Origin of the sequence: Ewingella sp. AOP9-I1-14 (assembly GCF_052375995.1) — a bacterium.
In the GTDB taxonomy this organism is placed as follows: Bacteria; Pseudomonadota; Gammaproteobacteria; order Enterobacterales; family Enterobacteriaceae; genus Ewingella; species Ewingella allii.
This window is the reverse complement of sequence record NZ_JBQSVA010000005.1, coordinates 66,003-80,136: the sequence shown is the minus strand read 5'-3', so window position 1 is coordinate 80,136 and position 14,134 is coordinate 66,003. Positions and strand designations below refer to the sequence as shown.

The following is a 14,134-nucleotide window of genomic DNA, read 5'->3' as shown; positions in this document are numbered from 1 at the left end:
AAATCTTATTAAAGAAATAAGCCCAGAGGTTATATAAAAACTATCAACAAAATTATTTAGACAGGGTCATCCTAATTTGGTCACCTGTTTTTAATTTATAGTCACAATAGGTTAACCCATTATTTTTCGTCGGCTCCCCATTAGGGTTTAAGAGAGTCTCAACCTCACTCCCTTTTTCAGCCATAGGGTCATACCCTTTCCACTTACAATCATCTGCAGATGGAGAGCAATAAACCATACTCATGACTTTATCACTATCTTCTTCTTGCTTTGTGGCTACGACCGTTTCAGGTTTTGGGCATTGCTCTGCCGCCGCCGCAATACCGGCAAAGGAAGTTAACCCGATAAAAACAGATAATATAATTGTTTTATTCATAATAGTTCTCTCTCTTTGTTTACTTGACTTAACCCAAATTAAAAGCAGACCAGCCTGTTAATTACTTCCATATTAATATATAGGTTTTACCTATCACTTCTAGTTAACGTAAAAGGTGTGGTGGTAGATAGTAAATTTGAATTATTAACAGACTAATCTATTCAATTAATTTAATCTTCAACTTACTATTAAATCAGGGGATTATTTTTTGCTCTATCTTTAACCCGAATCATATATATACAAAGGTAAAATAAAATTTAGTGACTCCATATCTTGAAGATTTTATTCCAAAATTTAGTGAGTGCCTCTTTTCATTAGTAAGGTTGAGCATATGCGAGGCGACAACTACGCTTGTTAAAGCTTTACTTCGGAAGATATGTAGATAGCCACTGGCAAAGCCCTGTTTTCGTCGTGCGCGACAAGGAGTTCATCCAATGGAATCAGATAATAAGACCATCAGCCAGCGCGCCAACCTTTTCATTGTTTCTTTGCTTGCTCTTAGCTGCTGCATTTTCTTTTCCTGGTATTTCAATCCAGGATTTATGTCGGTGGATAGCCTGTCGCAATATCGTCAAGCTGCCGGTTTGCAATCTATCAACGACGCCCATCCCGTCATCATGGTTTACCTTTGGCGAGGCTTACTTAACATCACGGGCTTCATCGGCAGCATGCTGGTGTTTCATCAGTTTATTTATTGGCTTTCGCTGCTACTGCTGGTCACGCAGCTCACGCGGAGTCTTGCTGCGCGTTTGATATTACTATTAGTGATAGGTCTTTGGCCGCCATTGATTATAACGTCTCTGCATGTCTGGAAAGACGTCGGCATGATGAGTGCCTTGGTATTATGTGTCGCCGCACTGCTTGGCTATGGTAACAACGCTCACTGGGGATGGATCACCGTCGCGCTAATTGCACTATTCTATGCCATTTCAGTACGCATCAATGGGTACATTCCCGGTGTGATATTACTGCTATTTTTGAGTTTCCAGTTCAGCAAGAAATTAACGCAATCACTCTACCGCCTCTGGGCCTTAACTCTGACCTATTGTTTCATCGTGCTGATAGCAATGACCGCTGTCAGCTCATTGATAAAACATAAAACTGTACGCATATATTCGACCGGCACCCTTTTAATTTGGGACATGGCCGCCATTTCTATTGCCGAAAATAAAAATTTGCTGCCGGATTATCTACCAAGAATAGATCCTCAACGCGATATGTTCAGTTATCTGCAGGAAAGGTATTCACCCAATGTCAATACCACCACCTTTGAGGTAGTTTCACCCTATCTCGAGAAAAAGGAGCAATCGGCCCTCTTTCATGATTGGTTAACACTGGTATTGGCACATCCCGGTGACTATTTACAACACCGGCTCTATATATTTACGCGACTTTTAGGTGCTGATAGCGAGCCGGTTTATAATCCCTATCAACCAGGTAATCGCGCTGAATATATGGGTATCAGTTTCACGCATCTCTCCATGGAGGATGTGGGAAAGTTATTAACTATTTTTGATACTTTTACTTCGTCGATTATTTACCGAGCGTGGCTCTATACTCTGCTGGCTATTATTGCACTGTTAATATCAGTGCGTCGAGTTCTCAACCATGATGATAATAAAGGCCGGTGTGGGTTAGTTATTGCGGTCAGTTTAAGTGGCTTAGTTAATACAGCTTCGCTCTTTTTTATCGCTACTGCTGCAGATTTCCGCTACATGGTCTGGAGTCTTTGCTCAGCCTTAATAGCAACCTTAATTCTGCTAAATGATAGACAGCAATATAAGAAAAAGGGGAGCCAAGAGTGATACCGAACATAGCCGTCATTATTCCCTGCTACAAAGTCAGGGAGCACATTCTTCAGGTAATTGCTGCTATTGGGCCTGAGATGAAGCTTATTTTTGTTGTGGATGACTGTTGTCCAGAGCAGAGCGGGGATTACGTTCGGGAAAATACCCGCGATCCGCGTATTCACATTGTCCGACACCCGGAAAATAAAGGGGTCGGCGGAGCCGTGATGACCGGCTATCGTCTGGCGATTGAGCAGAAAATGGAGATATTGGTAAAGATAGACGGTGACGGGCAAATGGATCCTGCACTGTTAATAGACTTTGTTAAACCCATTCTGCGCGGCGAGGCAGATTATACCAAAGGTAATCGATTTCATAATCTGGAAAATCTCCTCACTATGCCGCGAATTAGGCTTGCCGGTAATGCCGTACTTTCCTTTATGACCAAACTCTCGTCTGGATATTGGAATATTTTTGACCCTACAAATGGTTATACCGCGCTGCATCGCGATGTGGCCATTCAGCTCCCTTTAGACAAAATCAGCAACCGCTACTTCTTCGAAACAGATATGCTGTTTCACCTCAATATATTACGAGCAGTAGTGATGGATGTCCCCATGCACTCGAAATATGGGAATGAAATAAGTAATCTAAAAATTCCCGCTATCATTGGTGGTTTTTTGGCTAAGCACTGCCGCAATTTTATAAAGCGTATTTTTTATAATTATTATCTTCGAGACATGTCGCTTGCCTCTGTCGAGCTACCTATTGGGATAATCTTTCTATTATTTGGTGTGATTTTTGGTTCGATTAAATGGATAAGCGCTGAGGACACTGGCCTACCCACGCCCGCCGGTACGGTGATGTTGGCAGCGATGCCCATCATTATAGGTATTCAGTTTATTTTGGCCTTTATCGGCCACGATACCACCTCCATCCCGACGCGGGTTTTACATCAGCGGGATAGCCTCCACTCCCACTCAATAGAGGATAAATCGTGACGTACTTCGTGGCATTGCTGTGCGTTTTGGGTATTTCGGCTGGGCAAATACTGTTCAAACTCAGCGCGATGAGCTTCCATCATGCTGGCTCATATACCTCTGTTCGCGGACTGCTTATCCTGACGGCAGCTTTAGCTCTCTATGGAGTAACAACGCTGGCCTGGGTATGGGTTTTACAAAAAATAGCCCTAGGGCATGCTTATCCCTTGATGGCACTGGCGTTTATTTTAGTCCCTCTGGCTAGCTATTTTATTTTTCAGGAGCGTTTTACTGCGCAATACGCTATTGGCGTGATCTTAATTATTCTGGGCGTAATAACCGTTTTCTCCCGCTAAGTTTTTCGCCAAAAAAGAGGGGGCAACGATTGTTGCCCCCTCTGGTGTGCTATGGGCTGAAACCCATGCAGCATGGTGATAAATAGCTTTTTACTGCAGCAGAGAAATATCCGCGACTTGCAGGAACAGCTCACGCAGTTTGGACAGCAGCGTCAGGCGGTTCACACGAATAGCTTCATTCTCATCCATAACCATCACGGTATCGAAGAAGCTGTCCACGGTTTCACGCAGCGCGGCTAACTCCACCAGCGCTTCCTGATACTGGCCTGCTGCGAACAGCGGTTCCAGTTTGTCGCGCAACACCACCAGATGGGTCGCCAGCTTCAGCTCTGCCGCTTCTTTCAAGACTGAAGCGTGAACGTGGTCTAGCAGGGTGTCGGTAGACTTAGCAAGGATGTTGGAAACGCGTTTGTTGGCAGCGGCCAGCGTCGCGGCTTCATCCAGCGTACGGAAGTGACTCACGGCTTTCACACGGGCGTCGAAATCAGCAGGTTTGGTCGGACGACGCGCCAATACGGCCTGAATAGTGTCGACCGCGTGACCTTCTTCCTGATACCACGCGCGGAAACGGCCGAGCATGAAATCAACCACTTCATCCACAGCCTTGGCGTTAGTCAGCTTGTCGCCGTACAGGCGAACGGCTTCTTCGGTCAGGGTTTGCAGGTCAAGAGGCAGGTTTTTCTCAACGATAATGCGCAGCACGCCCAGCGCAGCACGGCGCAGAGCGAACGGGTCTTTATCGCCTTTTGGATGTTGACCAATCCCGAAGATACCGGCCAGCGTGTCCATTTTGTCGGCGATTGCCAGCGCACAGGCCACCAGCGATTCTGGCAGTTGGTCGCCGGCAAAGCGCGGCTGATACTGCTCGTTCAGCGCCACGGCCACTTCTTCCGCTTCGCCGTCATGACGCGCATAGTGCATGCCCATCACGCCCTGAGTATCGGTGAACTCGAACACCATGTTGGTCATCAGGTCGCACTTAGACAGCAGGCCAGCGCGCTTGGCGTTCTCAACGTTGGCACCGATTTTATCGGCGATCCAACCTGACAACTCTTCGATACGGTTGGTTTTATCACGCAGGGTGCCGAGCTGTTTCTGGAACAGAACGGTTTCCAGACGCGGCAAGTTATCTTCCAGACGCTTTTTCAGGTCGGTATTGAAGAAGAACTCGGCATCGGCCAGACGCGGACGAACCACTTTCTCGTTACCGGAAATGATCTGCTGCGGGTCTTTCGACTCAATGTTGGTCACGAAGATAAAGTTCGGCAGCAGTTTGCCCGCAGCGTCGTACACCGGGAAATACTTCTGGTCGCCCTTCATGGTGTAAACCAGCGCTTCGGCAGGCACCTTGAGGAATTTCTCTTCGAACTTGGCGGTCAGCACGACCGGCCACTCCACCAGCGAGGCCACTTCTTCCAGCAGGCTTTCGCTCAGGTCAGCAATACCGCCAATCTCTTTGGCAGCTTTCTCGGCATCTTGCTTGATGAGGGCTTTACGCTGCTCATAATCGGCAACCACTTTGCCGCGTTCCAGCAAGATTTGCGGGTACTGGTCAGCATTGTCGATGGTGAATTCAGCTTCACCCATGAAGCGGTGGCCGCGAAGCGTGCGCGCAGACTCGATGCCCAGAATGGTGCCTGGGATCAGCTCATCGCCCAGCAGCAGGGTCACGGTATGAACCGGACGTACAAACTGCACGTCGGAGTCGCCCCAGTGCATCAGTTTAGGGATTGGCAACTTGGCCAGCGAGTTAGCGACCATCGGTGCCAGCAGGTGTTGCGCGCTTTCGCCTTTGACGTGCGCACGGTAAACCAGCCATTCACCTTTGTCAGTCACCAGACGCTCGGCCTGATCGACAGTAATACCGCAACCGCGCGCCCAGCCTTCGGCCGCTTTGCTCGGTTTGCCTTCGGCATCGAAAGCCTGAGACACGGCCGGGCCGCGTTTTTCGACTTCGCGATCGGCCTGAGTGGCGCTCAGGTTGGAGACTTTCAGCGCCAGACGGCGCGGTGCTGCGAACCATTTTACTTCGCCGTGTGGCAGATTTGCCGCATCCAGCTCCGCAGTCAGGTTAGCCGCAAAAGATTCAGCAAGGCTACGCAGAGCCTTCGGTGGTAGTTCTTCAGTACCGATTTCTACCAGAAAAGTTTTTTCAGTCATCACTGTTTCTCACTTCTCGTTCTTTTTGCACATCGGGAAGCCCAGCACTTCGCGGGAAGCGTAATACGCCTCAGCAACCGCTTTAGTCAGGGTACGGATGCGCAGAATGTAGCGCTGGCGTTCAGTCACGGAGATGGCTTTACGCGCGTCCAGCAGGTTAAAACAATGCGCCGCTTTCAGAATGCGTTCGTAAGCAGGCAGTGCCAGCGGCTTCTCAAGAGCCAACAGGGTTTGCGCTTCTTTCTCATGCTGCTCGAAACAGGTGAACAGGAAATCAACGTCGGCATATTCGAAGTTATAAGTCGATTGCTCAACTTCGTTCTGGTGGAACACGTCGCCGTAGGTGGTTTTACCCAGCGGGCCGTCGCTCCAGACCAGGTCGTAAACGCTGTCTACGCCCTGAATGTACATCGCCAGACGCTCCAGCCCGTAGGTGATTTCGCCGGTCACAGGCTTACATTCCAGACCGCCGACCTGCTGGAAATAAGTGAACTGCGTCACTTCCATGCCGTTCAGCCACACTTCCCAACCCAGACCCCATGCGCCAAGCGTTGGGTTTTCCCAGTTGTCTTCAACGAAGCGGATGTCGTGGATCAGCGGGTCAATACCCAGCTCTTTCAGCGAGCCGAGGTACAGCTCCTGAATGTTGTCCGGGGAAGGTTTGATCATCACCTGGAACTGGTAATAGTGTTGCAGGCGGTTTGGGTTCTCACCGTAGCGACCGTCAGTCGGGCGGCGTGACGGCTGGACATAGGCTGCCGCAAAAGGCTCAGGGCCGAGTGCGCGCAGGCTGGTCATCGGGTGCGAGGTACCCGCGCCGACTTCCATATCCAGTGGTTGAACAATGGTGCAGCCCTGCTGCGCCCAATAATCCTGAAGTGTCAGGATCAGGCCCTGAAAGGTCTTGGTATCAAACTTTTGCATGTTGGTTTCGCACGCGAGACAGTGAGTTTAAAAGATTCGGACAGTATACCCGCTGAGCGGAAGATAATCAGCCAGAATGACACAACAGATCGGTTGCAGTCGGTTTCGGCCTCTCTGCGCTCATCGACTGGCGGCTAATCGGTAGGCGGCATCACCTTCCCGCTTACCTATCGCCACCACCACGACCACGATTTGCTGGTCTTCAACCTGATAAACCAATCGATAACCCAGACTTTTGAGTTTTATTTTATAGCGATTGGCTTTTGGCCCGGATAAGCGAGCTGAAGGGACATGGGGGTTTTCCAGCCGCTCGGCCAGTTTTTTCTTGAATTGATCTTTAATTGGGGGAGCCAGCGCCTTCCATTCCTTGAGCGCTGACTTTAAAAAATCGAGTTTATAGGTCATCCAGAGTCAGCCTTATCCTTTCTTCACCCTGCCGCTTATCCATAATGCGGTTCAGTTCAACGTCTTCCGCCAAACTCATGAGGTAGGCATAGACGTCAGGCGGGACACAGTAAAAAGCCGGCTCGTTGCGATTGAGAATCGCCACGGCTTCGCCTTCTCCTGCGCTAAACGTCCCCATCGGGTCACGTTTTAATTCAGTAATGCTGGCAGCTGATGAGGTGAGTATTTCAAACGGCATAGTTTTTCTCCTGTCAGACTATGCCGTAATTATAGCCTTTAAAGGTGCTTTTAAAAGCACCTTTAAAGATTCTTTTAGAACCTTGCACTGATACCCGCGTTGTATGACGTCTGCTCGCCAGAATCCAGTCCAGTGGTCTGCGAAACGGCGGCGAAGGCCGCGACGCTGTCGGTTATCTGTACGTTGGCGCCGAGGGTCATATCCACCCAGTCTTTATCCTGATCTTCCGTGGTGCGGCTAAAGCGCGTGCGGGTCGATTTAATCGCGCCGGTGGCGGTGTAGTTGTTATCACCGAACTGACGGTCATAGGTGACCTGCGCATACGGGTTGACGATGCCCAGCTGCGCGTTCAGACGCCAGCCCAGCGCGCCAATCTGCGAGTGGGAGGTCTGGTCGCCAAAGCGCATCGAGGTGCTGGTGTTGTCCTTCTCGGCGTAGCCGTTCACGCTGCTGTAATCCCAGCTGTATTGCGCCACCGGGCCGGTAGTCAGCACCGGCAGCACGGGGATATCCCAACCGGCGGTCACGCGCCCGCCGATGTTTTTACCGTCGGTATCGCCCTGCTCGGTGCGAGTCGCCGGGCCGAGGGTGATGCTGCGCTTGATGTCGTCATAGTTCAGTGAGCCATAGTGGAAATCGCCGTTTATCCAGCCGTTTTCGGCGATTTTCACTCCGGTGAAGGCCGTCGCCATCCAGCCACGCGTGCGATAGCTGTAGTTGTCGGTCGGGTCCTGCTTGTCGCTGGAGCCGGAGATCATCAGGCCCATCATCCAGTTGTCGGTCAGCTGATAATCCAACCCGATGTTGCCGGAGTTGGTAGTGGTATCGCCATTACTCAGGGACGAATTCGCTTTATTATCAAAGTGCTGCCCGGCATAACCGCCGAACATGCCGAAGGTACCGGCTTTGTTATCCTGCGTGCGCAGCTGCTGGTAGCGGCTGTCGAGCAGCCCTTGGGTGTTGCGCGCCAAAGCTAGTGAACCTTGGTTCAGGGCGGTGACTTCCAGCGGGCCGTTGATCACCGACTGCATATACTGCGCGATCAGCGCGTGGGCCTGCGGCGTTGGGTGGAAGTGGTCGGCAAACAGGAAGTTTTTGCTGCTGTCGAAGCCCGGCAGGTTCGAGGTACATTCTGACGCCGAGGTGCCGACCGGACAGGCGGTGCCCGCTGTGTTAGCGAAGCCGTACATCGCCGGGTTGGCGATCACTTCGTTGAACAGGCCGTTGATGTCCACGCGCGCGATGTTGCCGCCGGTCTGGGCCAGCGCGATATCTTCGGTGGTGTTGTAGGTTTCAGTCAGTCCCTCCGCCACGCCTCGCAGCGCGTCGTAGGCGGCAATCATCCCCTTCGACACCAAGTCCTGCACGATCTCTAAGTCTAATCCTGCGGTGGTCGAGGCTTTTAAGGCGTCGTGAATCGCCTGAGTACGAGCATCGGTGCTCGGCGTATTTTGCGCATTGAGGTACTTATAGGCCGCCTCCAGCGCTTTTTGCTGCACTGGCAGCATACCGACCTGAATAATGCCTTCCATTAATACCGGCGTCAGGCCGATGTTTGGCACCGTCGGCACCACCACGGTTCCTGCTCCGGCTTTCAGCAAATCATTGACCTGCGACGCGGCCTGAGTTGCGCTGTTGGTTGCAATATCCAAGGCTTTGAGGGGGTTTAGCGCCGCAGCTGCCAGGTCATTACCGCCAATCCAGTGGATATACAGGCCATTCGGGTCAGCTTTCCCGCCGGTCGATGCCAAATAGCTTTTTACCTGATCCTGCGTGGTGTAGTCCGAATCCAGCCCCGGCACGGCCACGCCGCCGCCTTCGGCATAGTTCAACCCGCCTTTGGAAGAAGGGCTTAAGGTGGTGCCGATATTGCCAGCCAAAATTTCGTCATACAGCTGATGGGTGTTGCTGTCGAAGGTCCAGCGGCCGATGTTGCCGGTGTCACTCAGGCTGTCGCCGAAGACGTAGAGCTGGTCATAAGCATGGGCAGAGGCGCTAGTACCTAACAAAATGGCGGTAGCCAGCGCGCATAGGCTCAGGCGCGAAAGAGGTTTTTTCTTCTTATCCATCAGAGGTTTGCTCATCATATTTTCCATCATTAACGAGAGGTCGAATTCAATCAATATGTAAGGATTGCGTAATTTGTGGTTTTGACTATGGTTCAGAATGCCGGGGAGTCAAGGAAGAGAACGCAAAAGCGGGAAGTTGCAGAGTAGTCTCATGAAGTTGCAGACTCGCCCCATTAGTAGGACTATGGGCCACCGCCATGACGATAAGGATTAACGTAATGACACGTTGTAGTTGGGTATCAAAAGAGCCCATTTATCTGGAGTATCACGACAAAGAATGGGGCGTTCCGGTGAAAGATGGCCGCGAACTGTTCGAAATGCTGTGTCTTGAGGGCCAGCAGGCCGGTCTTTCCTGGATAACCGTGTTGCGTAAACGTGATAATTATCGCCGCTGTTTTCACCAATTCGACCCGGTTCGCATCGCAAAAATGACTGATGAAGATGTGGAAACGCTGGTCCTAGACGCGGGCATCATTCGCCATCGCGGTAAAATCAAAGCCATCATCTCCAATGCGCAGGCGTATTTAGCAATGCAAGCCGGCGGCGAAGAGTTCTCCGCGTTCATCTGGCAGTTTGTTGATAACCAACCGGTCATCAATAATCCCCTTGGCCCAGAAGGCATTCCGGCCAAAACCGCGGTGTCCGACAGCATGTCCAAGGCATTGAAGAAGAAAGGCTTTAAGTTTATCGGCTCAACAATTTGCTATGCCTTTATGCAGGCCGCCGGGCTGGTGAACGATCATCAATCTTACTGCTTCTGCCACCCTAAAAACCGCCCGGCATGATCCGCCTCGCCGCGCCCGACGACACGCAAGCCATTATGCTGCTATGGCTGAAAAGCACCCTCGCCGCCCACCCCTTTATCGAGGAGTCGTACTGGTTCGAGAGTGCCGCGATGGTGCGCGAAGAGTTCTTACCTAAAGCAATAACCTGGGTTTCTTGCGACGCGGCGGGAGAGATTGAGGGCTTTATCAGCGTGCTCAACAAGCAGTTTATTGGCGCGCTGTTCATCAAGGAAAGCCTTTATGGTCAAGGTGTTGCTCAACAATTGATGCAGCAAGCCAAGGCTAATTTCCCACTGCTGCTGTTAGAGGTTTACCAACAAAATCACCGCGCGGTGGCGTTTTATCGCAAAGAGGGTTTTTTGGTGGTCAATGTAACAACTCATCCCGGTACTTCTCTCCCCACTTGGGTACTGCGCTGGCAAAAGCCTTTAGCGCCGTAGTAAGTTTTAAAAAGTTCCGTAAAAATCCGCAGAAGTGACAAAAAAAGAGAACCGGAATTCACCTACTGCTTAACGCAGCAAAATTCCGCATAAAGAGCGCCAGAACGCCGAAATCCCTATGACAGCCGGTTTCATTTCTTTATGTTTTGACACCTTTTTATGTGCAACTTATGACGAATTGCGGCGTCATAATCAAAACGATTCGGCTTGAAATAAAACATCCCTAAAGGAAATTAAGATGAACAGAAGACTTCTTGTGGTCGCGGGCGCACTTTGCGTCACTATGGGCCTGTCAGCCTGTACCACCAACCCGTACACCGGCGAATCTGAAGCAGGAAAATCAGGCATCGGCGCGGGTCTTGGGGCCGCACTGGGCGCGGGCGTAGGGATGCTTTCATCATCTAAACATGACCGCGGCAAAGGCGCCCTGATCGGTGCGGCGGCAGGCGCAGCACTGGGCGGCGGCGCGGGTTATTACATGGATGTGCAGGAATCCAAACTGCGTGACAAAATGCGCGGTACCGGCGTTAGCGTGACCCGTCAGGGCGACAACATCGTGCTGAACATGCCAAATAACGTCACTTTTGACTCCAACAGCAGCACCCTGAAACCGGCCGGTGCCAACACCCTGACCGGCGTGGCGATGGTACTTAAAGAATATCCGAAAACTGCCGTTAACGTCGTCGGCTACACCGACAGCACCGGCACTCGCGCGCTGAACATGAAACTGTCCCAGCAGCGTGCTGACGGCGTGGGCAGCGCGTTGATCACCCAAGGCGTGGCTGGTAGCCGCGTGCGCACTCAGGGCGCAGGCCCGGATAACCCAATCGCCAGCAACAGCACCGAACAGGGCAAAGCGCAGAACCGTCGCGTAGAAATCACCCTCAGTCCGTTGCAGTAAGTCGCGTCGATTTGGTAATTACGGGGCCTAATGGCCCCGTTTTTTATGCTAGTCTCCTGTGGTTATGCATTTTGAGGATAAGGTTGTGAGCAGAAAAAAGGAGCCGGGCAACGCCGTCCGCGCCACGATACGTGATGTTGCCAGTGCGGCTAAAACCGGTAAAACCAGCGTTTCACGCTATCTGAATGGCGAAAAGAATCTGCTTTCCGACGATCTGAAAGAAAGGATTGAGCGGGCCATTACCTTATTGGATTATCAGCCAAGCCAGATGGCGCGCAGCCTGAAAAGTGGGCAAACGCGCTTAATCGGCCTGATTCTGGCGGATATCACCAACCCCTATTCTGTCGAAGTGATGCGCGGCGTCGAAGCCGCCTGCCGCCAGCAGGGCCTGACGTTGCTGGTGTGTAATACCAACAATCAGCTCGATCAAGAAAAGCACTATCTTCAGCTGCTCAGCAGCTATCGGGTCGATGGCATGGTGGTTAACGCGGTGGGTATGCGCGAAGCGGCGATTTCGACGCTGCAACAGGCCCAACTGCCGATGGTACTGATTGACCGCAAAGTGGAGAACTTCTCCTGCGACGTCATAGGCCTAAACAATGCTCAGGCCACCAGCGAAGTCACCGAACATCTGCTAGAGCAAGGCTTCGAGGCTATTTTGTTCCTCAGCGAGCCGATGACGGTCAACACTCGTCTTGACCGTCTACACACCTTTCTCAAACGCATGCAGCGCGAGCCGGACCGCATTGCCGAACAGGGCGAAGTGGAGCTTAGCGACACCGCCGGTCTGGAAGCTTTGCTGCACGATTTCGTCTCCCGCCACCCGCACAAATGCAAAGCCGTGCTGGCCGCCAACGGCGCCATGACGCTGCTGGTCGCCCGCGCCATGCGCCGGATGGAGCTGGTGTGGGGTCAGGACATTGGCCTGTTGGGCTTCGACGAACTGGAATGGGCCGAGCTGGCTGGCGTGGGCATCACCACCCTGAAGCAACCCACCTATGACATGGGCGTCGCGGCGCTAGAGCAGTTGGTCACCCGCATTCAGGGCAGCCAAGACCCCATCCGCGAGCAAGCCTTCGCCGGAGAACTGATTGTGCGTGGTTCGACATTAGGAATGAATTGATCAGCCGAATAGCTCGCTGTGCGTACCTAAGTGAATGTAAGTCAGCAGGTTTTGTGCCTCACAGACTTTGTAAACCAGCAGAAAATCTCCCTCAACATGAAGCTCACGGGCCTTATTCCACTCTGCACCTTTAAGCTCATGGTCGAGATACTCTGCCGGGAGTGGATTGCCCATGTAAAGCAGGCCCATAACGGTTCGAACAGCGTTCATGTTATGCCGGCCTGCATTGTTGTAGCGCGTCCAGGCTTTCTCAAAAGTACGTGTATAGGCCACGCAGCGCGGTAGTTTAGCTCTTTTGCTGACCTTCGATTTCATGGTTCATTCCTTTGAACATATCTTCCAATGAGCTGTGCAGCTCCTTTCCTGAAGCCTCGATTTCCGCTGTTTCTTTTAACGCGGTCTTCATACTCTCAGACGGATATCTCCTGACTTCAAATGGCAGCCCTCCTGACTTAACCACTTGTTCGAGAAACAGCCTGATTGCCGTGCTCACGTTCAGCCCACAATCATGCAGAACCTCGGCCGCTTCGCGCTTAAGCTCCTCTGACACGCGGGCTTTGATACTGGTTTCCATAACGCCTCCGGTTATTTGTGGGCACAATGAGTCCACATATAGTGTTGAGCATATACCCTATTGCCGTGAAATCCAGTTTTTACTTCGTGAGCGGGATCATACTTTTCAGCCTTACGGCTTTCGAATGGTACCGGTCCCAATTACTGTGGAAAAGGCGTTAAAAAGGTACAGCAAGTGCTTAACAAAAAACGGCACTGCGTTTAACCGTCTAAAATTGAACGTTGACCCACGTGACTGGGCCATTTCTAACAAGGATCATCAAGATGAAAAGAGACATTGTGGTAGTGATGGCGGCCTATGGGAACGACAACGTGAAGGCGCTGGGCGGCCAGGCGGAGCTGCTATCGGTGGTTGCCGACGCCGGTGCCGATGGCGTAGAAATTCGTCGCGAACTGTTTGATGACGCCGACTTTAATTCACTGTCCGAATTGGCCGAAAAGATCCGCCAGAAAAATTTATTTACGGTTTATTCGGTACCGGAATCCCTGTTTGTCGAGGGTGGAAAAGTGAACCCGTCGTTGCCGACATTTTTAAAAGAAGCCGAAACGCTAGGCGCGCGCAGCTTGAAATTGGCACTGGGCCATTTCAACGTGGGCGCAGACCTGACGCCGCTGAAAGTCACGCTGGACGCCAGCCCGGTGAAACTGGTGGTGGAAAATGACCAGACGTCGGATTGCGGCATTTTGTCATTGATGAACTCGTTTATGTTTGCCGCCGAGTCCCGCCATTTACCTCTGGCGATGACGTTCGACATGGCTAACTGGCTGTGGGTCGGGCAAGACCCGATGGCCGCCGCCGATCGTCTGGCAAGCCATGTGGGCTATGTCCACGTCAAAGCCGCCGAAAAACGCGGTGACAAGTGGCACGCCGTGGCCCTCGACGACAGCGATGGCAGCTGGAAACCTCTGCTGGCGAAGCTACCGCAGGACGCGCCGCGCGGCATCGAATTCCCACTGGTGGGCGAAGATCTGACCGCCGTGACGCGCCACTATGTGGATTTACTCCGCGACTAAGCC

At 51.8% G+C, this 14,134-nt stretch carries 16 protein-coding genes; 8 read left to right on the top strand and 8 right to left on the bottom strand.

Annotation, left to right across the window (positions count from 1 at the left end):
• Positions 1-52: 52 nt before the first annotated feature.
• The gene (locus tag ACT3RT_RS14895; RefSeq protein ID WP_353503743.1) at positions 53-376 is read right to left on the bottom strand and encodes a hypothetical protein; all 324 of its coding nucleotides are present in this window, start codon (positions 374-376) and stop codon (positions 53-55) included.
• Positions 377-810: 434 nt separating this feature from the next.
• Here ACT3RT_RS14895 and ACT3RT_RS14890 point away from each other — a divergent pair, with 434 nt between their 5' ends.
• Genes ACT3RT_RS14890 through ACT3RT_RS14880 form a run of 3 tightly spaced genes read left to right on the top strand, consistent with a single transcriptional unit; the run spans position 811 to position 3,499 of the window.
• Positions 811-2,181, top strand: a complete 1,371-nt coding sequence (locus ACT3RT_RS14890) for a hypothetical protein (RefSeq protein WP_496203242.1) — start codon at positions 811-813, stop codon at positions 2,179-2,181.
• The gene (locus ACT3RT_RS14885; RefSeq protein WP_496203241.1) at positions 2,178-3,164 is read left to right on the top strand and encodes a glycosyltransferase family 2 protein; all 987 of its coding nucleotides are present in this window, start codon (positions 2,178-2,180) and stop codon (positions 3,162-3,164) included. Before ACT3RT_RS14890 ends, ACT3RT_RS14885 begins: the two co-directional genes overlap by 4 nt.
• Entirely contained in the window at positions 3,161-3,499 is a 339-nt protein-coding gene (locus tag ACT3RT_RS14880) for a DMT family transporter (RefSeq protein WP_353503747.1), read from the top strand. The genes ACT3RT_RS14885 and ACT3RT_RS14880 overlap by 4 nt, the downstream gene beginning before the upstream one ends.
• 90 nt (positions 3,500-3,589) lie before the next feature.
• Here ACT3RT_RS14880 and glyS read toward each other — a convergent pair whose 3' ends face one another.
• From glyS to ACT3RT_RS14855, 5 genes are all read right to left on the bottom strand, one after another.
• Positions 3,590-5,659, bottom strand: coding sequence for a glycine--tRNA ligase subunit beta (glyS, locus tag ACT3RT_RS14875; protein WP_485902963.1), 2,070 nt, complete (start codon positions 5,657-5,659; stop codon positions 3,590-3,592).
• A 9-nt stretch (positions 5,660-5,668) separates the two neighbouring features.
• Positions 5,669-6,583, bottom strand: coding sequence for a glycine--tRNA ligase subunit alpha (gene glyQ, locus ACT3RT_RS14870; protein ID WP_034794259.1), 915 nt, complete (start codon positions 6,581-6,583; stop codon positions 5,669-5,671).
• Positions 6,584-6,703: 120 nt separating this feature from the next.
• Positions 6,704-6,988 carry a type II toxin-antitoxin system RelE family toxin gene (locus ACT3RT_RS14865; RefSeq protein WP_496200387.1) on the bottom strand — a complete coding sequence of 95 codons (285 nt, stop codon included), beginning with the start codon at positions 6,986-6,988 and terminating at the stop codon, positions 6,704-6,706.
• Positions 6,978-7,226: a type II toxin-antitoxin system Phd/YefM family antitoxin gene (locus ACT3RT_RS14860; RefSeq protein WP_353503750.1), complete on the bottom strand. Its 249-nt coding sequence runs from the start codon at positions 7,224-7,226 to the stop codon at positions 6,978-6,980. The genes ACT3RT_RS14865 and ACT3RT_RS14860 overlap by 11 nt, the downstream gene beginning before the upstream one ends.
• A gap of 74 nt (positions 7,227-7,300) precedes the next feature.
• Positions 7,301-9,310, bottom strand: a complete 2,010-nt coding sequence (locus tag ACT3RT_RS14855; protein ID WP_496203320.1) for an autotransporter outer membrane beta-barrel domain-containing protein — start codon at positions 9,308-9,310, stop codon at positions 7,301-7,303.
• A gap of 203 nt (positions 9,311-9,513) precedes the next feature.
• Between ACT3RT_RS14855 and ACT3RT_RS14850 the strand changes: the two genes are divergently transcribed.
• The 4 genes from ACT3RT_RS14850 to ACT3RT_RS14835 all read left to right on the top strand — a co-directional run bounded on the left by ACT3RT_RS14850 (position 9,514) and on the right by ACT3RT_RS14835 (position 12,544).
• Positions 9,514-10,080, top strand: a complete 567-nt coding sequence (locus ACT3RT_RS14850) for a DNA-3-methyladenine glycosylase I (RefSeq protein ID WP_353503751.1) — start codon at positions 9,514-9,516, stop codon at positions 10,078-10,080.
• Positions 10,077-10,520 (top strand): N-acetyltransferase, encoded by a 444-nt coding sequence (locus ACT3RT_RS14845; RefSeq protein ID WP_496203240.1) that lies wholly within the window; start codon positions 10,077-10,079, stop codon positions 10,518-10,520. Before ACT3RT_RS14850 ends, ACT3RT_RS14845 begins: the two co-directional genes overlap by 4 nt.
• 238 nt (positions 10,521-10,758) lie before the next feature.
• The gene (locus tag ACT3RT_RS14840) at positions 10,759-11,421 is read left to right on the top strand and encodes an OmpA family lipoprotein (protein WP_353503753.1); all 663 of its coding nucleotides are present in this window, start codon (positions 10,759-10,761) and stop codon (positions 11,419-11,421) included.
• Positions 11,422-11,506: 85 nt separating this feature from the next.
• Positions 11,507-12,544 (top strand): LacI family DNA-binding transcriptional regulator, encoded by a 1,038-nt coding sequence (locus ACT3RT_RS14835; protein WP_496200384.1) that lies wholly within the window; start codon positions 11,507-11,509, stop codon positions 12,542-12,544.
• Here ACT3RT_RS14835 and ACT3RT_RS14830 read toward each other — a convergent pair whose 3' ends face one another.
• Positions 12,545-12,859, bottom strand: a complete 315-nt coding sequence (locus tag ACT3RT_RS14830; protein ID WP_496203239.1) for a type II toxin-antitoxin system YafQ family toxin — start codon at positions 12,857-12,859, stop codon at positions 12,545-12,547. It lies immediately after the preceding gene.
• Positions 12,831-13,118 (bottom strand): type II toxin-antitoxin system RelB/DinJ family antitoxin, encoded by a 288-nt coding sequence (locus tag ACT3RT_RS14825; protein ID WP_396131757.1) that lies wholly within the window; start codon positions 13,116-13,118, stop codon positions 12,831-12,833. The genes ACT3RT_RS14830 and ACT3RT_RS14825 overlap by 29 nt, the downstream gene beginning before the upstream one ends.
• Before the next feature lie 263 nt (positions 13,119-13,381).
• On the opposite strand from ACT3RT_RS14825, the gene ACT3RT_RS14820 reads away from it, so the two are divergent.
• A complete protein-coding gene (locus ACT3RT_RS14820) occupies positions 13,382-14,131 on the top strand; it encodes a sugar phosphate isomerase/epimerase family protein (protein ID WP_485902954.1) in 750 nt (249 codons plus the stop codon).
• Positions 14,132-14,134: the final 3 nt, after the last annotated feature.